At 62.3% G+C, this 20,190-nt stretch carries 19 protein-coding genes; 14 read left to right on the plus strand and 5 right to left on the minus strand.

The annotated features are described in order from the left end of the window. Positions 1-64: 64 nt before the first annotated feature. The gene (locus tag AADW23_RS09880; RefSeq protein ID WP_341860774.1) at positions 65-259 is read right to left on the minus strand and encodes a hypothetical protein; all 195 of its coding nucleotides are present in this window, start codon (positions 257-259) and stop codon (positions 65-67) included. A 227-nt stretch (positions 260-486) separates the two neighbouring features. Here AADW23_RS09880 and AADW23_RS09885 point away from each other — a divergent pair, with 227 nt between their 5' ends. After that, positions 487-1,098 carry a TetR/AcrR family transcriptional regulator gene (locus AADW23_RS09885; RefSeq protein WP_341860775.1) on the plus strand — a complete coding sequence of 204 codons (612 nt, stop codon included), beginning with the start codon at positions 487-489 and terminating at the stop codon, positions 1,096-1,098. Between the two features lie 53 nt (positions 1,099-1,151). Here AADW23_RS09885 and AADW23_RS09890 read toward each other — a convergent pair whose 3' ends face one another. Beyond that, positions 1,152-2,198: a fatty acid desaturase gene (locus AADW23_RS09890; protein ID WP_341860776.1), complete on the minus strand. Its 1,047-nt coding sequence runs from the start codon at positions 2,196-2,198 to the stop codon at positions 1,152-1,154. A 259-nt stretch (positions 2,199-2,457) separates the two neighbouring features. Between AADW23_RS09890 and AADW23_RS09895 the strand changes: the two genes are divergently transcribed. The 3 genes from AADW23_RS09895 to AADW23_RS09905 all read left to right on the plus strand — a co-directional run bounded on the left by AADW23_RS09895 (position 2,458) and on the right by AADW23_RS09905 (position 4,120). Continuing rightward, complete coding sequence (locus AADW23_RS09895) at positions 2,458-3,057, plus strand: TetR/AcrR family transcriptional regulator (protein WP_341860777.1); 600 nt, start codon at positions 2,458-2,460, stop codon at positions 3,055-3,057. Positions 3,058-3,142: 85 nt separating this feature from the next. Continuing rightward, a complete protein-coding gene (locus AADW23_RS09900; RefSeq protein WP_341864315.1) occupies positions 3,143-3,820 on the plus strand; it encodes a PspA/IM30 family protein in 678 nt (225 codons plus the stop codon). 24 nt (positions 3,821-3,844) lie between these two features. Then, entirely contained in the window at positions 3,845-4,120 is a 276-nt protein-coding gene (locus AADW23_RS09905) for a hypothetical protein (protein WP_341860778.1), read from the plus strand. A 124-nt stretch (positions 4,121-4,244) separates the two neighbouring features. Here AADW23_RS09905 and glyA read toward each other — a convergent pair whose 3' ends face one another. Continuing rightward, positions 4,245-5,540: a serine hydroxymethyltransferase gene (gene glyA, locus AADW23_RS09910; RefSeq protein WP_341860779.1), complete on the minus strand. Its 1,296-nt coding sequence runs from the start codon at positions 5,538-5,540 to the stop codon at positions 4,245-4,247. Positions 5,541-5,735: 195 nt separating this feature from the next. Here glyA and AADW23_RS09915 point away from each other — a divergent pair, with 195 nt between their 5' ends. From AADW23_RS09915 to AADW23_RS09955, 9 genes are all read left to right on the plus strand, one after another. Continuing rightward, complete coding sequence (locus tag AADW23_RS09915; protein WP_341860780.1) at positions 5,736-6,503, plus strand: NAD kinase; 768 nt, start codon at positions 5,736-5,738, stop codon at positions 6,501-6,503. A 91-nt stretch (positions 6,504-6,594) separates the two neighbouring features. Then, positions 6,595-8,871, plus strand: coding sequence for an NADP-dependent malic enzyme (locus AADW23_RS09920; protein WP_341860781.1), 2,277 nt, complete (start codon positions 6,595-6,597; stop codon positions 8,869-8,871). Between the two features lie 105 nt (positions 8,872-8,976). Next, entirely contained in the window at positions 8,977-10,506 is a 1,530-nt protein-coding gene (locus AADW23_RS09925) for a response regulator (RefSeq protein WP_341860782.1), read from the plus strand. A gap of 67 nt (positions 10,507-10,573) precedes the next feature. Continuing rightward, positions 10,574-10,972, plus strand: a complete 399-nt coding sequence (locus AADW23_RS09930; protein WP_341860783.1) for a cytidine deaminase — start codon at positions 10,574-10,576, stop codon at positions 10,970-10,972. After that, positions 10,969-12,279: a thymidine phosphorylase gene (locus AADW23_RS09935; RefSeq protein WP_341860784.1), complete on the plus strand. Its 1,311-nt coding sequence runs from the start codon at positions 10,969-10,971 to the stop codon at positions 12,277-12,279. The genes AADW23_RS09930 and AADW23_RS09935 overlap by 4 nt, the downstream gene beginning before the upstream one ends. Further along, positions 12,280-13,485, plus strand: coding sequence for a phosphopentomutase (locus AADW23_RS09940; RefSeq protein WP_341860785.1), 1,206 nt, complete (start codon positions 12,280-12,282; stop codon positions 13,483-13,485). Further along, the gene (locus AADW23_RS09945) at positions 13,482-14,468 is read left to right on the plus strand and encodes an adenosine deaminase (protein WP_341860786.1); all 987 of its coding nucleotides are present in this window, start codon (positions 13,482-13,484) and stop codon (positions 14,466-14,468) included. Before AADW23_RS09940 ends, AADW23_RS09945 begins: the two co-directional genes overlap by 4 nt. Then, on the plus strand, positions 14,465-15,112 hold the full coding sequence (gene upp, locus AADW23_RS09950; protein WP_341860787.1) for a uracil phosphoribosyltransferase: 648 nt from the start codon (positions 14,465-14,467) through the stop codon (positions 15,110-15,112). Before AADW23_RS09945 ends, upp begins: the two co-directional genes overlap by 4 nt. 72 nt (positions 15,113-15,184) lie before the next feature. Beyond that, on the plus strand, positions 15,185-16,387 hold the full coding sequence (locus AADW23_RS09955; RefSeq protein ID WP_341860788.1) for an SPOR domain-containing protein: 1,203 nt from the start codon (positions 15,185-15,187) through the stop codon (positions 16,385-16,387). A 59-nt stretch (positions 16,388-16,446) separates the two neighbouring features. On the opposite strand, the gene AADW23_RS09960 is transcribed toward AADW23_RS09955, so the two are convergent. Both AADW23_RS09960 and AADW23_RS09965 read right to left on the minus strand, forming a co-directional pair. Then, a complete protein-coding gene (locus AADW23_RS09960; RefSeq protein WP_341860789.1) occupies positions 16,447-17,466 on the minus strand; it encodes a hypothetical protein in 1,020 nt (339 codons plus the stop codon). A 105-nt stretch (positions 17,467-17,571) separates the two neighbouring features. Further along, positions 17,572-19,203 (minus strand): AMP-binding protein, encoded by a 1,632-nt coding sequence (locus tag AADW23_RS09965; RefSeq protein WP_341860790.1) that lies wholly within the window; start codon positions 19,201-19,203, stop codon positions 17,572-17,574. 345 nt (positions 19,204-19,548) lie between these two features. Here AADW23_RS09965 and AADW23_RS09970 point away from each other — a divergent pair, with 345 nt between their 5' ends. Next, entirely contained in the window at positions 19,549-20,115 is a 567-nt protein-coding gene (locus tag AADW23_RS09970; RefSeq protein ID WP_341860791.1) for a porin family protein, read from the plus strand. The last annotated feature ends 75 nt before the right edge of the window (positions 20,116-20,190 follow it).

Genomic DNA, 20,190 nt, shown 5'->3' on the forward strand with positions numbered 1-20,190 from the left:
ACAGTCGCGCCGGGTGTAGCGACTTCGCGGCAAGGCTGCAACGAAGTGCTGCACCTGTGACCGTTTAAAGAGACATTGCCCTGAGCCAAGCGGCGCGGCGGCGCAGATCGGCAGCGCGGGCCTCCAGGCTGTTGCCCTCAACCTCGGCGCTCCGCGTCAGGGGCGCGTCGGCCGAGGCCAGCAAGGGGCCAAGGGCGACAAGGCTTGGGTAATCAGCGGCGCGCGCCTCGGCGCTGAGCTCTGCGTCCAGATCCGGCATACCGGGGCCGCATGCAGCGGTGAAAAGACACAATAGGAGGGCAGAAGATCGCATAGATAACAGGTAGCGGATCGCATGGGGGCAAGTCCAGATGCGGTTTGCGGTGGCGCCGCGCCTGTGTCCATCGCCCCCAAGGCGCTTGAATTGCCGATCGCCCCCAAGGCGCTTGAATTGCCAGTCGCCCCCAAGGCGCTTGAATTGAACGTACGTTCAGATAATCATTGGCCATGGCACGTACCCAAGGCAGTCACTCCGTCACCACTGGCCCCAAGGTCCGCGCGGTCGCATTGCGGCTATTCGCGCAGCACGGGTTTGCCGCCGTCTCCATGCGCCAGATCGCGCGGGAGGTGGGGGTGCAGGCCGGGGCTCTCTACCTTTATACCCCTGACAAGCAGGCGCTTTTGTTCGAGCTGATGCGCGGCCATATGGAAGAGCTTCTGGCCGATTGGAGCCCGCCCGGCGGTGGTCCCTTGGCCGAGTTGGAGGATTTCTCGCGCCACCACATTCGCTTCCACCTTGACCGTCCTGACCTTGTTTTCATCGCCTATATGGAGCTTCGCAACCTGACGCCCGAGAATTTCGCAGTGATCGAAAAGCTGCGCGGCAGCTACGAGGCGCAGTTGGAAAATATCCTGCGCGCCGGCGTGGCCGACGGCGTCTTTGACGTGGCGGACCTGCGGTTGGCTACGATGGGACTGATCTCGATGCTGACCGGCGTGACCACCTGGTTCCGGGACGACGGTCGCCTGACGCGGGCCGATGTGGAAACGATCCACTGGGACATGGTGCGCCGCGCTGTGGGGGCGGCGGGCGGCGGCGCCCCGCTTCGGGCACCCTGAAGGGAGCCGCTCAGCGTGGCGCGTTGCCACGGAACCGGGGCGCGTGCGGGTGTCTATTCAGCAGGGATCGCGGAGGAGGGCGCGGGGCGACGCTTGGGGAAGGGGACCAAACGCTCTTGCTTCTCGTCCCAGAGCTTCAGCGTGAACGACCGCAGTGCCTCGGCCCAACCGATTGTTTGCACTTCATATTTCTCGCGCAGGGCCAAGTGGCAGCGGCGCAGGCGGTAGCTGGGGATATTGGCGTTGAAGTGGTGAATGTCGTGGTAAGTGATATTCGCGACGGCCAAATCGAACCACCACCCCAGATCCAGCGCAGATGACCCCTGAAGGGCGGCGCGCGCAGGGTTTAGATCAGGCTTTCGATCCCACCAGGTATCCTCAAAGTTATGTTGGAGGTAGACAAGGAAAACCCCGATGCACCCGGCGGTAAATATCGTGCCTGCATAGATAATCAGCGCGGGCACGCCCCCGACGGCCCATAGGGCTGCGATCCACAGGGCAAGGCCCAGATTATGCAAACACACCTGCACCGGCGCGATTTTCGCGCTGTTTTTGGGCCAGCGATAGGCCAGCGCATAGGTGAACACGCCGCCAAATGGCACCATTAGTGCGGGATTGCGGTAGAGGCGGTACCATAGGCGCGTCCAGGAACTAGCCTCCTGCCATTCGGCTACGGTCATGGTAAAAATCTCGGTCGTGTCGCGTTCTTCAAGGTTGCCCAGATGGCTGTGGTGGGCGTTGTGATTGTGCTGCATGACGGAGAACGGCGTCAGGGTGAAGATGCTAAGTCCATGACCTGCAACGGTATTTAGCCTCGATGTGGTGAACAGAGAGTTATGGCCCATGTCGTGCTGCAACACGTAAAGGCGCACGCCGGTGAAGGCATTAACCACGATCAACGGGACCACCAGCCACGCCATCGGCCACGCCCACAGCGCCAACGCAAGCGTCACAAAATAAGCGGCGAGCGTACCAAAATAGCTGATCGCGGCCAATCGGTTGTCGCGTTTTGTCCAGTCGCGGGTGAAGCGACGAATCTCTCGCTCCGCCTCTTGACGGTAGGTTGGGGTGATCTCGGGAAGGGACGATGTGGCATGCATGGGGCCGGTCCAGGTCTCGAAGGGGTTGTTAAAATTGAATCTTTTCGAGTTAACGAATGGCAGTCGGTCGAGGTGGCGTTTATCCAACACAGATAGGTGTCAGGCGAGCGGTTTTAAACTGCCATGGTAAACGGAACCTCGCAACATTGGCACGGAAGTAACTTTAACTGCGCAGAATTCGGCCCAAGGAAAATTGGGGTTTTCCTTGCCTTACGGGCACTGGTAGAGGTTTGAACGGCGTTCAAAAGGGGGCTTGGCCATGGCGGGAAAAGTTGAAGCGCGTAAGGCGGCGCTGCGGGAAAAGCTGATTGATCTGGCCGAGACGCAGATCGCGGCCGAGGGGCTGGCCTCATTGCGCGCGCGGGAATTGGCGCGGCAGGCCGGATGTGCCGTGGGCGCAATTTATACGCATTTTGAAGACCTTAACGCATTAACCCTGGAGGTTAACGGCCGTACCTTCACCCGATTAGGTGCATCGGTGGCCGAGGCGGTGGCGCAGGGGCAGGGCCAGCCGCCCAACGCGCGGTTGATTGCCATGTCTCATGCCTATCTGGAGTTTGCGCGGTCGCACCCAAAGCTGTGGCGCGCCCTGTTTGACGTGGAAATGCGCAGTGATGGGCCGGTTCCGGCATGGTACGGGGCCGCGATGGGCCAGCTTTTTGCCTACATTACAGAGCCTTTGACCGAAATCTTCCCTGATTCTAGCGCCACCGAATTGGATCTGATGACGCGCACATTGTTTTCCAGCGTCCATGGAATCGTGCTTTTGGGGCTGGAAAACCGCATCTCAGGCGTGCCTGGCGAACAGCTAAAGACCATGATCCGCTTGCTATTGGAGCAGGTTGGCCCAGAAAAATGAACGGCGTTCAAAATAATTCTTGAACGGCGTTCATATTTTGCCTATACCCAATTTGTGAACGATGTTCATTTATTGGAGAGCGATGATGTTCAAAACTCTGACAACCTTGGTGAATGGCGCCAATGCCCGCGCAGAAGAGCGGGTTAGGGACCATTACAGCATTGAATTGATTGACCAAAAGATCCGCGAGGCCGAAGCGAGCCTGAAGGCGGCCAAGTTTTCTCTGGCGTCTTTGATCCAGCGCGAACGCTCGGAGGCGCGTCAGGTGGAGGCGTTGTCGAACCGGATTGCGGACCTGACCCAGCGCACCAAACTGGCGCTGGCCGATGGCCGAGAGGACATGGCGACAGAGGCGGCGGGCGCGATTGCGCAGTTGGAAAACGAGCTGACCCTGCGCCACACCACGGTCGAGCGGTTGGAGACCCGGATCTTGCAGCTGCGTCATTCTGTTGAAGGCGCGACACGGCGGATTACTGATTTAAAACAGGGCGCTATCGCGGCCCGGGCAGCGAAGAAAGAAGCCGATATCCAAAAGCATCTGGGCCGCCACGTGTCCCAAGATACCGCGTTTGAAGAGGCGGAGGAGCTGATTGCCCGGGTCCTGAACCGTGATGACCCATTCGAGCAGACGCAAATCCTGCGCGAAATTGACGAGGGCTTTGACCGCTCGGACATGACCGAACGCCTTAGCGCCGCTGGCTATGGCGACCCCCTGAAATCAACCGCTCAGGACGTGCTGCAACGTCTGCGTGCCGACAAGTAACCAAATCTTAACCGGAGAAGACCTATGATTGACCGTCACCATAACACACTGATCATGAACCTGAATTTCCTTGGCGTCGCCGTGGCTTATGGCCTTTTGGGCATGTCGCTCTGGCTATCCACGGACATGGCGTTGGCCACTAAAGGCTACTGGGCGATGGGCATTTTGCTGCTGACCCTAAGCCTGATTAACGTGGTGAAATATCGTTTCGACATGCGCTTCAGCGACGATCGTTTGCGCAAGATTGAAGACGCGCGAAACGAGAAGCTGTTGGAGGACGCGCTTAAAGAAGACGCGTAACACCGGCCCTGCCGGACGTCACTAAAAGGGCCGCCGAGGATCAACCCTCGGCGGCCCAAATTTGCGTCGTTAACCAAGACTAACCCGCGATGGGGTATATCAATGGTATATCAATCCGAAATCCTCAGAGGTTCGGGTAGATCGGGAAACGGTCACACATCTGCTGAACTTCGGCGCGGACTTTCGCCTCGACCGCGTCATTGCCGTCCTCGCCGTTCGCGGCCAGACCATCGACCACTTCGACGATCCAATCGGCGATCTGGCGGAACTCGGCCTCACCAAACCCACGGGTCGTGCCGGCGGGGGAGCCAAGGCGCAGGCCAGAGGTGACCATGGGCTTTTCGGTGTCGAAGGGAATACCGTTCTTGTTGCAGGTGATATGGGCGCGACCCAGCGCTTTTTCCGTCGCGTTGCCCTTCACACCTTTGGCGCGCAGATCGACCAGCATCAGGTGCGTGTCGGTGCCGCCGGTAACGATGTTCAGCCCCCCCTTCACCAATTGGTCCGCCAATGCCTGAGCGTTGACGATCACCTGAGCCTGGTAGTCTTTGAACTCGGGGCGCAGGGCCTCACCGAAAGCCACGGCTTTCCCGGCGATGACATGCATCAGCGGGCCGCCCTGGATGCCGGGGAAGATGGCCGAGTTAACCTTTTTCGCGATGGCTTCGTCGTTGGTCACGATCATACCGCCCCGAGGCCCGCGCAGGGTTTTGTGGGTCGTGGTCGTGGCGACATGGGCGTGGGGGAAGGGCGAGGGGTAATGGCCCGACGCGACCATGCCCGCGAAATGCGCCATGTCCACCATCAGATACGCGCCGATCGTATCGGCAATCTCGCGCATCCGCTTGAAGTCAATGATCCGAGGGATGGCAGAGCCGCCCGCGATGATCATCTTGGGCTTATGTTCCGCGGTCAGCTCGGCGATCTGGTCATAATCCACGTCCAGCGTGTCTTGGCGTACGCCGTATTGCACGGCATTGAACCATTTTCCCGACTGGTTTGGCCGCGCGCCGTGGGTCAGGTGACCACCGGCGTCCAGCGACATGCCAAGGATCGTATCGCCGGGCTGCAACAGCGCGGTAAACACACCTTGGTTCGCCTGAGAGCCAGAGTTGGGCTGCACGTTGGCGAAATCACAGCCAAACAGCTGCTTGGCACGGTCGATCGCCAATTCCTCGGCGATATCAACGTATTGGCAGCCGCCGTAGTAGCGACGCCCCGGATACCCTTCGGCGTATTTGTTGGTCATCACGCCGCCCTGGGCCTCCATCACGGCGGCAGAGACGATGTTCTCGGACGCGATCAGCTCGATCTCGTCGCGCTGACGGCCAAGCTCCTGACGGGTCGCGGCGAAGATTTCGGGGTCACGGGACTCGAGGCTTTCGGTGAAAAAGCCCGCGTCGGTGTGGGAGGCGGTCATGGCGGATGCTCCTGCATGGCAGTGATTGTCTGGCCAGCGATGTATGGCAGATCGACCGGCCGGGAAAGCCCGGATTACGGCGCTGCAACAAGGAAATGCGGCATTTGAGGTGCCGATGTTGTCTTGATGAGCATTGTGTTTCCTATAGGCGCGGGCAATGGTCGAGGGGTAAACCACTGATCGAAAGGGGTCTTGATGCCCTCTGCGCGCAACATTGCGTTTCTGGCGTCCGACACGCCGATGGCCCAAACGGCGAAAACTGCGCTGCAACAGCGCTACGGAAGTTTCGCCCCCGAGGAGGCCGATGTGATCGTGGCATTGGGCGGCGATGGCTTCATGTTGTCCACCTTGCACGAAACCCAGGCGCTGCCGGCGCCCGTCTATGGGATGAACCGTGGCACCGTCGGCTTTTTGATGAACAGCTACAGCGAAGAAGGCCTGATTGCGCGGCTGGAAGCGGCAGAGGAGGCGGTAATCAACCCCTTGCATATGTGGGCAGAATGCGTGGACGGGACCATCGTGGAGGCTCTGGCCATCAATGAGGTGAGCCTGCTGAGGGAAGGCCCCCAGGCGGCAAAGCTAAGGATCATCGTGGACGGCAAATTGCGCATGGAGGAACTGGTCTGCGACGGCGCATTGGTCAGCACCCCCGCCGGGTCCACAGCCTATAATTACTCGGCCCATGGTCCGATCTTGCCGATCGGGTCGGATGTTCTGGCAATGACAGCCGTTGCCGCCTTCCGCCCCCGGCGTTGGCGCGGGGCCCTGTTGCCCAAGTCCGCCGTCGTACGGATCGAGGTGGTCGAGGCCGCAAAACGCCCGGTGATGGCGGATGCGGACAGCCGAGCCGTCAAGCAGGTGGCAGCGGTGGAAATTCGGTCTGAGCCGACGGTAGAGCACCGCATTCTGTTCGATCCCGGCCACGGGCTGGAGGAAAGATTATTGCATGAACAGTTTCAGTAGAACCAACGGTCGCAGGTGTCGCAGTGCTCTGGCGCGGGTCCGGTGCTAAAGACAGTTTAACGCTAAACTAATTTTTTGGGAGGGTGCTGGTATGAGCGATGAGAAGAAGGATGGTCTGCGCGAGGCGGCGCTTGCGTATCACGAATTTCCCCGCCCCGGTAAGTTGGAAATCCGCGCAACCAAGCCGTTGGCCAATGGCCGCGATCTGGCCCGTGCCTATAGCCCCGGTGTGGCGGAGGCGAGCCTTGAAATAAAGGCCGACCCGGCCAATGCGGCCCGCTATACCGCGCGCGGCAATTTGGTGGCTGTGGTGTCGAACGGGACGGCGGTTCTGGGCCTAGGCAACATCGGGGCGCTGGCTTCCAAGCCGGTGATGGAAGGCAAGGCGGTTCTGTTCAAGAAGTTCGCCAACATTGATTGCTTTGACATTGAGGTGAACGAATCCGACCCCGAAAAGCTGGCCGATATCGTTTGCGCGCTGGAGCCGACCTTTGGCGCCATCAATCTCGAAGACATCAAGGCGCCCGATTGTTTCATCGTTGAACAACTTTGCCGAGAGCGGATGGGCATCCCGGTTTTCCACGACGACCAACACGGCACGGCCATCGTTGTGGGCGCGGCCGCGACCAATGCGCTGCGGGTGACCGGCCGGAAGTTCGAAGACATCAAAGTTGTGTCGACCGGCGGCGGCGCGGCGGGGATCGCCTGCCTCAACATGCTGCTGAAGTTGGGCGTACGGCGCGAGAACGTGTATCTGTGCGATATTGACGGGCTGGTTTATGAGGGCCGCGGCGGCTCGACCCCGCAAAAGGATGCCTATGCCCAGGGCACCGAGCCCAAGGGGTTGGGCGATGTGATCGAAGGGGCCGATCTGTTCCTTGGCCTGTCGGGACCCGGTGTCTTGACGCCCGAGATGGTGGCGAAAATGGCGCCCGGCCCGATCATCTTTGCGCTGGCCAATCCGACGCCCGAAATCCTGCCCGATGCCGCCCGCGCCGTGGCGCCCGATGCGATTATTGCCACAGGGCGCAGCGATTTTCCCAACCAAGTCAATAACGTCCTGTGTTTCCCCTTCATCTTCCGGGGCGCGTTGGACGTGGGCGCGACCGAGATCAACGATGCCATGCAGATCGCCTGCATCGAAGGCATTGCCGCCATGGCGCGTGCCACGACAAGCGCCGAAGCCGCCGCCGCCTACAAGGGCGAGCAGCTGACCTTTGGCCCTGATTATCTGATCCCCAAACCCTTCGACCCGCGCCTGTCCGCCGTGGTCGCCAGTGCCGTGGCGAAGGCGGCCATGGAATCCGGGGTGGCGACGCGGCCGATAGAAGACCTTGACGCGTATCGCGCCAAATTGAACCAATCGGTGTTCAAATCCGCCCTTGTGATGCGGCCCGTGTTCGAAGCGGCAGCGACTTCCAAGCGGCAGATCGTCTTTGCCGAGGGCGAAGATGAAAGGGTGCTGCGTGCGGCCCAGGCGATGATTGAGGACACCGCCGACATGCCGATCATGATTGGCCGCCCCGAGGTGATCGAGGCGCGCATTGAACGGGCCGGCCTGGTGATCCGCCCCGACAAAGACTTTGAGCTGGTGAACCCGGAGAATGATCCAAGATACCGGGATTATTGGGAAACCTACCATTCGATCATGGCAAGGCGCGGCGTGTCACCGGATTTGGCCCGCGCGATCATGCGCACCAACACCACGGCGATCGGCGCGGTCATGGTACACCGGGGGGAAGCCGACAGCCTGATTTGCGGCACCTTTGGCCAATACCTGTGGCACCTGAACTATGTCACGGAAATCCTCGGCAGCGACATCCACAAACCGGTGGGTGCGTTGAGCCTTGTGATCCTAGAGGACGGGCCGCTGTTCATCGCGGATTCGCAGATCCACCCGCAACCGACCGCCGCGCAGATCGCGGAAACCACGATCGCTTGCGCCCGCCACATGCGCCGCTTTGGGGTCGCGCCGAAGATTGCCCTGTGTTCGGGAAGTCAGTTTGGCAACCTCGACAGCCATTCAGGCAGGGTGATGCGCGAGGCGCTGGAGATCCTGGACAGTGAGCCGAGGGATTTTGTCTATGAAGGCGAGATGCACGTCGATAGCGCGTTGAATGAGGAATTGCGGGCCCGCGTGTTCCCCAATTGCCGTCTGGAAGGCGCGGCAAATGCCCTGATCTTCGTCTCCACCGACGCGGCGGGTGCGACGCGCAACATTCTGAAATCAAAGGCCAACGGGCTGGAGGTTGGTCCGATCCTGATGGGGATGGGCAACAAGGTGCATATCGTGACCCCCTCGATCACCGCCCGGGGATTGCTGAACATCGCGGCTTTGGCCGGAACGCCGGTTAGCCACTACGGGTAAGCGGCGGAGGCTGAGCGGCGGGCTGGATTGCAGATGCACGGGACGTGTCGCAGATAGGAGAGTGGCCTGACATGCTGAGGCGGCACAACGTGAGAGGTTATTGCCATGGCTGAGGACAAGGCACTGCCCGAAGGCGCTCGGCCCCCGTTGGCGCGGGCCGACAGCGCTCCAGAGGCGTTGCAACGGTTGTCCCACGATATCCGCTCGGCCATGTCGGACGTGTTGGGCGGGCTCAGGCTGGTGGAAACCGCCCGCCTCGATCCCCACGCCCAGACCCAGATTGACCGTATCCGCGCCGCCGCAGACACCTTGGCCACACTGGTCGATGACGCGCTTTTCGTCGCCACCGGAGAGACACAGATCAGGCCCGAGGAGGATTCCGTCATCGTAGCGGATTGGCTGACGACATTAGGGCAGCGATGGGCGGGGCGCGCCGCCGAGCGGGGCGGGCGCTTCAAGGTCGTGATAAAAAGCAAGATGCCTGAACGGCTCAGCATTTCTGCCATCAAGCTGGAACGGATCGTGGGTAATCTGGTCGGGAACGCCCTTGTCCACGGAGAGAAAAGCGACGTGGTGGCCGAAATCTACTGCGAGGCCGACGAGGGCTTTTTCATCTGCGTCAAGGACGGGGGGGGCGGCTTTCCGGATCATGTCTTGAACGCCGATGACGGCGGTGTTTCCAGCGACAAGGGCAGCGGCCTGGGCCTGTCCATTGCCCGCGCCCTCAGCGCCGAGATCGCGGCGGATCTTGCGCTGTCGAATGGCTGCGACGGAGCGGGCGGTTGCGCCTGCCTGATGATCCCATGGGACAAGATCATCTGGACTGCGGACCCGGAGCAGGTGCAAGAGGCACCGGACCTGAGCGGCCTGCGCATTCTGGTGGCGGAAGACAATCTGACGAACCAAACGATCTTGCGGCAGATGCTGGAAGCCATGGGCGCGGCCCCGGTGTTTGTGACCGACGGCATTGCTGCGATGGATGCGCTCCGACGTGACGAGTTCGATATCGCTTTGCTCGACATCGAGATGCCAAGGATGTCGGGGTTGGAAGTGATGGAACAGGTTCGCGCCTCTGAAGGGGCTTTGGCCAAGATGCCAATGATCGCAATCACGGCCTACGTTCTGCGCGATAACCGAGAGGCGATTTACAGCGCCGGTGCCGATGGTATTTTCGGCAAGCCGATTGGATCAAGCGCCCAGTTTGGCCGGTCGATCCTGCGCCATGTGGGCAAGCTACCGGCCCCCGCAGAGGGGCCAGAGCACGCAGCGCTGGTGGGCGCAGGTCTGGCGCCCAACATGGACGGCTACCGCTTTGAGCAACTGCTCGACGCCGCGGGGCCAGAGGGCGGCGCCGAGTTGTTGCAGCGGATGGAGGAAGACCTGACCGCCGTGCGCTGCGCTCTGGATGGGGGCATCGCCAAAGTCTCGGTCACAGAGCTGAGGGCGCAAACCCACATCCTTATCGCCATCGCGGGGGCGGTGGGGGCCGATAGATTGTGCCAATTGGCGGAAGTGTTGAACATCGCGGCGAAGCGGGCGAAATTGGATCATTTGCCGGTGATATACAGTCATCTGAGGGTGGCGCTTTCGGACCTGCTAGACCTGATCGCGAAACGGCGCGGCACCTCGACGTAGGAGCGCTTGCACCGGCCCGCACATCGCCGCACACTCGATTACTGACGTTCCCGAATGAGGCTCCCTGATGTCCGAGACTACATTGATCGACGAAGCGACCCGCGTGCGCAAGAATGCCCATGCTCCCTACTCGAATTTCAAGGTCGGCTGCGCCCTTCGATCCGTGGAGGGAAACCTCTATGTGGGCTGCAACGTAGAGAATGTGGCCTATCCCGAAGGCACCTGCGCCGAGGCCGGGGCGATTGCCGCGATGATTGCCGCAGGCGATACACGCATCGCCGAAGTGGCGGTGATCGCCGACAGTCCCGCCCCGGTGCCGCCCTGCGGGGGGTGCCGCCAGAAGCTGGCCGAATTTGCCGATCTGGACGCGCCAATCACCATGGCCACCACAGAAGGCAAGACCGAGGCCACGCAGGTGGGCACCTTGCTGCCGGGTCTGTTCACTGCGGCGCATATGACGAAATGAGCGACGCCCGCACGATCCTGACGAAACTGCGCCAAGGGGACCGCCTGTCAGAGGCAGAGTTGGTCTGGTTTGCCACTGGTCTGGCCTCGGGAGAGGTCACGGACGCCCAAGCGGGCGCTTTCGCCATGGCCGTGTGCCAGTCGGGGTTGGGAGAGGAAGGGCGCACCTTCCTGACCCGCGCCATGTGCGCCACCGGCGACGTGCTGGATTGGCAGTTGGATGGCCCGGTTCTGGACAAGCATTCAACCGGGGGCGTGGGCGATTGCGTCTCGCTTCTGCTGGCACCTGCCTTGGCGGCCTGTGGGGCGTTTGTGCCGATGATCTCGGGCCGCGGATTGGGGCACACGGGCGGCACTCTGGACAAGCTAGAGGCCATTCCCGGCTACAACACCGATGTCTCGCCGGACGACTTGCAAGACATCGTGGCCGATGTGGGCTGCGCCATTGTGGGGGCCACCGCGGATATCGCCCCGGCTGACAAGCGCCTTTATGCGGTGCGCGATGTGACGGGGACGGTGGCATCGGTTGATCTGATCACCGCCTCAATCTTGTCCAAGAAGCTTGCCGCCGGGTTGGAGGCGATGGTGCTGGACGTGAAGGTCGGCTCTGGCGCGTTCATGGGGGCAGAAGCCGAAGCGATTGCCTTGGCCCAGGCCTTGGTGGCCACGGGGCAGGGGGCGGGGTGCATGACCTCGGCTCTGGTCACGGATATGAACCAACCCCTGGCGCGGAGCGCGGGCAATGCGCTGGAAATCATCGAAGTGATGGAGGCGCTGACGGGCACGACCCCGGACTCGGCGTTAACCCAATTGACCGTCGCCTTGGGCGGAGAGGTCCTGGCGCTAGGCGGCCTGGCCGCCGATGCCGCCGATGGCGAAGGCCGGATCAGAACCGCAATCACCAGCGGTGATGCCGCCGCCGTCTTCGGAGAGATGGTCGCAGAACTGGGCGGCCCCGCAGATTTCGTCGAACGCTGGCCCGACCGGTTGCCTGCCGCCCCGGTGATGATGGATATCCACCCCGGTCAGCCGGGCTATGTCACCGCCATTGATACCCGCGCCCTGGGCGAGGCCGTGGTGCATCTGGGCGGCGGCAGGATGCGAGAGGACGATCGTATTGATCCGGCGGTCGGCCTGTCGGAGATCGCACGCTTGGGCATGCAGGTGGACAATGAGGCGCCCCTTGTGCGCATTCACGCCGCCGATGAAGACCAAGGCCGCGCCGTTGCGTCAAGGTTGCGCCGCGCTTTCACGCTGTCGGACAAACCGATTGATACGCCACCGCTGATCCATGAAAGGATTGCCTGAATGGCAGACACCAAAGGACGGGCTTTTCTAGTCGTGATGGACTCGGTCGGGGTCGGGCATGCGCCCGATGCGGGGGAGTTCTTCAACGGGGATTTGCCGGATACCGGCGCCCATACCCTTGGCCATATCATCGAGGCCTGCGCGGCGGGCCGGGCCGACGAAGGCCGCAGCGGCCCGCTTTCCACACCGGTTCTCGATAGCCTTGGTTTGCGGGGAACGCTGGACCCCGACAATAGCAACAAGGGGCAGGGCGCGGGCCTGTGGGGCGTCGCGCAAGAGGTAAGTGCCGGCAAGGACACGCCCTCGGGCCATTGGGAGTTGGCGGGCCTGCCGGTGCCGTTTGATTGGGCCTACTTCCCTGAAAAGACGAACAGTTTCCCGATGGATATCCTGCACGAGGTGCAGCGCCTGTGCGGCACGGACGGCACTTTGGGAAACCAGCACGCCAGTGGCACCGAAGTGATTGCCCGCCTTGGCGAGCAGCACGAACAAAGCGGGTGGCCGATCTGCTATACCTCGGCCGATAGCGTGTTCCAGATCGCCGCCCACGAAGAGACCTTTGGCCTCGACCGCTTGCTGCGCCTTTGCGAAGGGCTGGCCCCGATGCTCCATGAACGGCGCATTGGGCGCGTTATTGCGCGGCCTTTCACGGGCAAGCCGGGGGCTTATGAACGCACCGGAAACCGGCGCGATTACGCGATGGAGCCGCCGCAAAAGACCGTGCTGGATTGGGCGACGGAGGCCGGGCATCCGGTTATCACCATCGGCAAAATCAGCGACATTTTCGCGGGCCGCAACACCGGAGAGGTTCGCAAAGGCCCGGACGCCGCCTTGATGGAGCACCTTTTGGATGCGGCCCGAACCGCGCCGGAGGGCGCCTTTGTCTTCGCCAATTTCGTGGAGTTTGACAGCCTTTACGGCCACCGCCGTGACGTGGCGGGCTACGCGCGGCATCTGGAGTGGTTTGACGCGGCCCTTGCCCCCGTGCTCGACGCTTTGCGCCCCGATGATCTGTTGATCCTGACAGCCGACCACGGCAACGACCCCACCTGGCCCGGCACGGACCACACAAGGGAACGCGTGCCGGTGCTTGCCAAGGGCCCCTATAGCGGGCATCTGGGCGTTCGCGCCTTCGCCGATGTGGGCGCATCTGTGGCGGCGCATTTGGGCCTGTCGGAACGCGGAGCAGGGGAGAGTTTTCTATGAGAGATCTACCAAAGGTTGAATTGCACCTTCATATCGAAGGGGCCGCACCGCCCGCCTTCATCCGCGGCCTTGCGCAGGAAAAGCGCATGGATATCAGCGGGATATTCGCCGAAGATGGCGGCTACGCCTACCGCGATTTCCACCACTTCCTTGAAGTATACGAGGCCGCTTGTTCGGTGCTGACGGGCCCGGAAGAATTTCTGCGCCTGACCAAGGCTGTGCTGGAAGAAAGCGCCTCCCACGGGGTTGTCTACACCGAGATGTTCATCTCGCCCGATTTCTGCGGTGGCGGCGATGTGGCGGCGTGGCGCGAGTATCTGGCGGCGATTGAAGAGGCCGCCCATGCGGTGCCCGACATCACCATGCGCGGGATCGCCACCTGCATCCGCCACTTCGGCGGAGAGCAAGCCAAGCAAGCCGCCCTTTGTGCCGCTGAAACGGCGGGGGATTTCCTCACGGGCTTTGGCATGGGCGGGGCCGAGGACGCCTTCACGCCCGCCGATTTCAAATGGGCCTTCGATTGCGCCCGCGAGGCGGGGCTACAGATCACCACCCACGCGGGGGAATGGGGCGGCGCAAAGTCGGTGCGCGACAGCATCGAGGCGCTTTCCCCGTCACGCATCGGCCACGGGGTACAGGCGATTGACGATCCGGCGCTCTGCGACCTGTTGATCGAGCGCGACATCACGCTGGAGGTTTGCCCCGGCTCGAACGTGTTCCTTGCCTCCAACGTGTTCAACGGCGAGACACCGCGCCTGGCCAATCACCCGATTGAACGGCTGCGCGAACGCGGCGTGAAGGTCACAATCTCGACCGATGATCCGCCGTTCTTCCGCACCACAATGACCCAGGAATACGAGAACCTCGCCCGCACCTTCGGTTATGACGAGGCGGTTTTCACAGAGCTAAACCAGGTGGCGCTGGACGCTGCATTCTGCGATGACACCACGCGAGAGACGATCCGAAAAAGGCTGACCCAATGACCGATTCCCAGACCTCCGACCATTTGACCGTCGTGGACCACCCCCTTGTGCAACACAAGTTGACGCTGATGCGCGATGTGGAGTGCTCGACCAAGTCGTTCCGGCAACTTCTGCGCGAAATCAGTCACTTGCTGGCCTATGAGGTGACACGCAACCTGCCCATGACCACGGTCACGGTGCAAACGCCGCTGCAACCGATGGAGGCGCCTGCGATCAAGGGCAAGAAGCTGGCGTTGGTGTCGATCCTGCGGGCGGGCAACGGTTTGCTGGATGGTATCCTGGAGCTGATCCCGAATGCGCGGGTGGGTTTTGTCGGCCTCTACCGCGACCCTGAAACGCTGCAACCGGTGGAATATTACTACAAGGTGCCCGACGCCATGGAGGACCGCCTGACCATCGTGGTTGATCCCATGCTGGCGACGGGGAATTCGACCGTGGCCGCCGTGAACCGCCTGAAAGAAGGTGGGGCGCGCAACATCCGGTTCCTGTGCTTGCTGGCCTCTCCCGAAGGGGTCGCGCGGATGAAAGAGGCCCATCCCGATGTGCCAATCGTCACCGCCTCGCTGGACAGCCACCTGAACGATCACGGCTATATCGTACCGGGTCTAGGGGATGCGGGTGACCGCATGTTCGGCACTAAATAACCGTTTGAAACTCTTTACTTGGCGTCACATTTCGCACTAGATATCCCCAAGCGTTTATCTGGGGGATATCGCATGTCTATCAAGCATTGGCGCAGTGCCGCCATTTTGAGTCTTTCCATGGGGCTCGTCCTGCCCAGCGCGGTTTTCGCGCAGGGCGTTCCGGCAGAAGTGCCGTCCTCGTCCTACACCGGCGATCAATATATCGACAGTCAGGGCTGCGTTTTTGTGCGCGTCGGTTTTGGCGCCGCTACCGAATGGGTGCCGCGCGTTGGGCGTGATCGCAACCAGGTTTGTGGTCAGACGCCGACCAGTGGCGTGGCGCGGACCCAACCGGACCTGACCGCCGACAGCCGCGTCACCGTGATTGGCGGGCCTGCACCTGCGCCAGCAGCCGCACCCGCACCTGCGCCTGCGCCCGTTGCAGCGGCACCGGCCCCCGTCGTGGCCGCAGCGCCCGCGCCGGTTGCCCCCGCGCCCGCCCCGGTTGTGGCCGCTCCGCCGGTGCAAGTGACTGCGCCCGCGCCCGTAACCATCACGGCCCCGCAGGTCACAACGGGTTGCCCCAACCTTCCCGCCGCCCACCAGCCCTACTTCAGCGGCGAAGGTGTCCGCTGTGGTCCGCAGGGCACTTTCCCCGGCACCGTTGGCCCTCAGTCGGGCCTTGGCGGCAGCGCCGAGCCTCGGACCGGCACACCGCGCAGCTTTGCCCTAAGCGCCCCACCGCCCGGTTACGAGGCGGCCTGGGATGATGGCCGTCTGAACCCGCTTCGCGGCCTGGGCACGCCCACGGGCCAAGCTCAGATGGAGCAGGTTTGGACCAATACCGTGCCGCGCCGTCTGGTCTCGGTTCCGATCACACGGGGCACGCAGGTGATCACCCGTCGTCAGGCTGCCGCCGCCGCACTGGCGTCGCGCACCGCCGCGCAGACCCCGTCCACGGGCGCTTTGGCCTCGGCAGAGGTCCGCACGCCAGCCCCACGTGCCCGGTTGCCACTGGGTGCTGAAGCGGCGGCTGTAGCGCCCTCGAACGAGGTGCGCGTGGGCGCGGGCCATCGCCATGTTCTGGCGGGCACGTTCCAGGGCCAGGGGGACGCAACTAACGCCTATAACCGGCTTGCGGCATCGGGGCTTCCGGCGCGGATCGGTCGGATTCAACGGCAGGGGCAAACGCTGTTCGTCGTCATGGCGGGGCCCTACAACGACGCGCAATCCCTGGGACGCGCTTTGGTGCAGACCCGTGGCGCAGGCTTTGGCGGCGCTATCACACGCAACTGAGCCACTGGGCAGATTTCTGAGAAGGGGGCGCAGGTTTTGCGCCCCTTTTTTGTGGCCACTTAGCTGGTGCAGATCTCTTGCAGGCTGACCCAATCGGCATCGCTCAGCACCGGTTCCCCGGCAATGCCGCGCATGGGATCGGCCTCGATCAGGCCCAAGACCTGCTCGCCCGAGACATCGCGAGCGAAGGCGTAGGGTTGCGACGATATCTGCGCCGCCTCGAACCGTTCCAGCAGGGCGGCATCGGGCACATGGGCCCCGTCGCGGGACAACAGGCGGGCGGCGTGGGCGTGGATCGCCTCCTCGGCGATTTCGCCGGTGGTCAGCAGGCGGAAGGTGACGCCAAGGCCCGCTTCGGACAGGAACACCTCCACCGGGTCCGAGGCCGCGACCCGCACGGATTCGGCCAGAAGATAGCCTGCGAAAACCTCGGGCGTCTCAAAATCCTCGGCCAAGGCGGCAGAGGCGGCAACGATGTTTCCGGGCAGGCCAAGCGTATCGGGGATCGTGGCGGGAAAGATCACCAATTGCGGGGCATTCTCGGCCCCAAAGGTGCGCACGGCCAGCCGCAAAAGCGCGGTGCGTCCGCCGCGTCCGGTGCAGGGGCGGCCGGAAATATGGGTCATCTGCGCGAGCAATTGCTGGCCGATCTCGACCCGTTTGGCTTCGGGCAGAAGCGAGACCGTCTGCCGGGTCAACGCGCCGGGCAGCCAGAACACCGCCAGCGCGGCGGCGGTTGCGATGAAGCCCACACCAAGCACCAAACGCAACCTGCCGGGGCGGGGACGGGCCTTGGCAATGGCCGAGCGGATACGTTCGATCGCGGCGATCATATCGGCATCCGCGATCTCCAGTTCCTCATCGCTGTCGCGAGCCGGGGCGTAGAGTGCGGGGGCCTTACCGGGGTTCAAACGCTCGACCGCGGGCAAGGACCAATGGCCAAGCGCGTCGCCCGAGGCGGAGGACATCACCAGCGTCGCCTCGCCCAACGACACGACAACCTCGCGCCGCTGTTCGTCGGCCCGTTCGCGCCAGAGACCAAGGGCCTCCAGCCGATTGTATTGCTCTAGTGCGGTCATCCGCCTGCCGATCGCCTTATCGCGTTGTTAACCCTTTACCTATAGGAGGCGGCGGCAACCCTCAATGCAAGGGCCTCAGTGTAAGGGCCTCAATGCAAGGAGACGTCAGAGGGTCTTGGCCAGCCCACGCAGCTCAAACTTCTGAATCTTCCCGGTGGAGGTCTTGGGGAGTTCGGTGAACACGACGTTTTTGGGGGTCTTGAAGCCTGCAAGACGTTCGCGGGCGAAGGCGATAAGCTCGGCCTCGGTCGCTGTCGCGCCTTCCTTCAGCTCGATAAACGCGCAGGGGGTTTCGCCCCACTTGTCATCGGGCTTGGCTACCACGGCGCACAGGGACACGGCGGGGTGGTGCATCAGCACGCCCTCGACCTCCACCGACGAGATATTCTCGCCGCCCGAGATGATGATATCCTTGGCCCGGTCCGCGATCTGGATGTAGCTGTCAGGATGTTGCACGGCGATGTCGCCGGTGTGGAAATAACCGCCCCGGAAAGCCTCGGCCGTGGCGTCCGCGTTCTTGTAATAGCCCTTCATGGTGGAGTTGCCCCGCATCATGATTTCACCGGTCTGAACGCCGTCCATCGCGACCTGATCCATGGTCTCGGGGTCCATCACGGTGATGTGGTCCATATTCGGGAAGGCCACCCCCTGACGGGCCTTGATGCCCGCGCGGGCATCGGCGTCAAGCGCGGCCCAGTCCGCATCCTGCCAGACACATTCCGTTGCTGGACCATAAGATTCCGTCAGGCCGTAGACCTGAGTGACGTGGAAGCCCATGGTTTCGATGGCGGCAAGTGTCGCGGCGGCGGGCGGCGCGCCGGCGGTAAACACTTCGACCGTGTGGGTGAATTCCCGGCGGTCTGCGTCCTTGGCATTCACCAGCATGTTCAACACGATGGGCGCACCGCCCAGATGGGTGACGCCTTCGTCGGCGATGGCGTTGTAGATGGCCGCAGCGGTGATATCGCGGCAGCAGACCAAGGTGCCGCCCACGGCGGGCATCATCCACGTGTGGCACCAGTTGTTGCAATGGAACATCGGCACAATTGTCAGATAGACGGGGTATAGCGTCATCCGCCAGCTGATCGGCGTGCCCATGGTAATCAGGTAGGCGCCCCGGTGGTGGTAGACGACGCCCTTGGGCCGACCCGTGGTGCCAGAGGTGTAGTTCAGGGCGATGCTTTCCCATTCGTCCTCGGGCATCTGCCAAGGGGCGTCGGGTGTGCCTTCTTCAAGCAGGTCTTCATAGGTCGTGTAACGCCCCGTGGCGGGGTGGCCTGCGTCGGCATCGGGCACTTCGATAATCAACGGGGCGGGGCCGTCCATCGCGGCGATGGCCTGTTCCACCAGCGGCAGAAATTGCGTGTCGGCAAGGATCAAGGACGTCTCGGCGTGGTCCAGGATATAGGCCACCGTGGCGGTATCGAGCCGAATGTTAATGGCGTTAAGGATCGCGCCCGCCGCAGGAACGCCGAAATGCGCCTCGGCATGGGGATAGGTGTTCGGCAGGATCGTCGAGACGACATCACCGGGCTTGATCCCGCGCTTGGTCAGCGCCGAGGCAAGGCGCGATACACGGGCGTGGTATTGGGCATAGGTCTTGCGGTGGGCCCCGTCGATCACGGCCAAGCGGTTGGGGAACACAAGGGCGGCACGGGCAAGGTGACTGAGGGGGGTTAGCGGCACAAAGTTGGCGGGGCTTTTTTCAAGCCCGGTCTCGTCCTTCATCCAGCCCATCGTTCTCTCCTCCCCAAGATAAATCAGCCGCCAAAACTGTCGAAATTCTTGCCGGATGAATGAAGCAAAGGGAAGGAAAAAGTCCGCCCACCCCCGTGGAGTAAAGAGAGAGAGGGGCTGGCGGAGTGGCGACAGGAGGGCATGCACCCTGTCGCCGGGGACAAGAACTTCACGGGGCAGCACCCGGTTTCCGTCGCACAAATGTGAGAAATCGGCACGACAACGCCGAAAATACCGCGACAGAAGGGAAAATGAGGCCGATGGCAGCCACAGGGAATTGTGTTGCACGGCGGTTTCGTGCAAACTTATCCACAATCAAAAAACAACAAATCACATGAGGCAAGTATGCAGTATCTCCGCGCAATCGCGTGCGTGGCTATGGTGGGAGTCTCTGCCCCCGTAAGCGCGCAAACCACAGACTGGACCGGCTTTTACGCCGGTGCTCAACTTGAGAACGCTAACGTCTCGATCGAGACGACAAGCGGCACCGAGACCAACAGTGGCAGTGGCCTGATGTTTGGGGCCGCCGGTGGCTATCGCTTCGATCTGGGCGATGTGGTCATGGGGGCGACCTTTGGGGCGCAGTTCGGCAATGTGGGCGTTACGGAATTGACGCCTTCTGCGATGCCGGACCCGACCTTGGACACGCTGCTGCGGGCGGGGATCGAGTTGGGCTATGACCTGGGGCCGGTGCTGGTCACCGGCGGGGTCGGGCAGACTTTTGCGATCATGACCGATACTTCGAACCAGCGGCGTTCCGAGTTTGGGTCGTACTTCGCTTTCGGTGCAGACTACATGCTGACGGAAGAGATCATGGTGGGCGCCGATGTGACCCGCACGATCCTGAACGACTTTTCGGGATCGGATATGTCGGCCACGTCGATCGGCATCGGGGCTGCTTACCGGTTCTGAGCCTGCTCAAGCGTGAGCAGGGCCGTAAGTGCCTGAAACCAAACGGTTTCGCATTGTTATACAAGAAAGGGCCGG

The organism is Gymnodinialimonas sp. 57CJ19, assembly GCF_038396845.1.
Classification (GTDB): domain Bacteria; phylum Pseudomonadota; class Alphaproteobacteria; order Rhodobacterales; family Rhodobacteraceae; genus Gymnodinialimonas.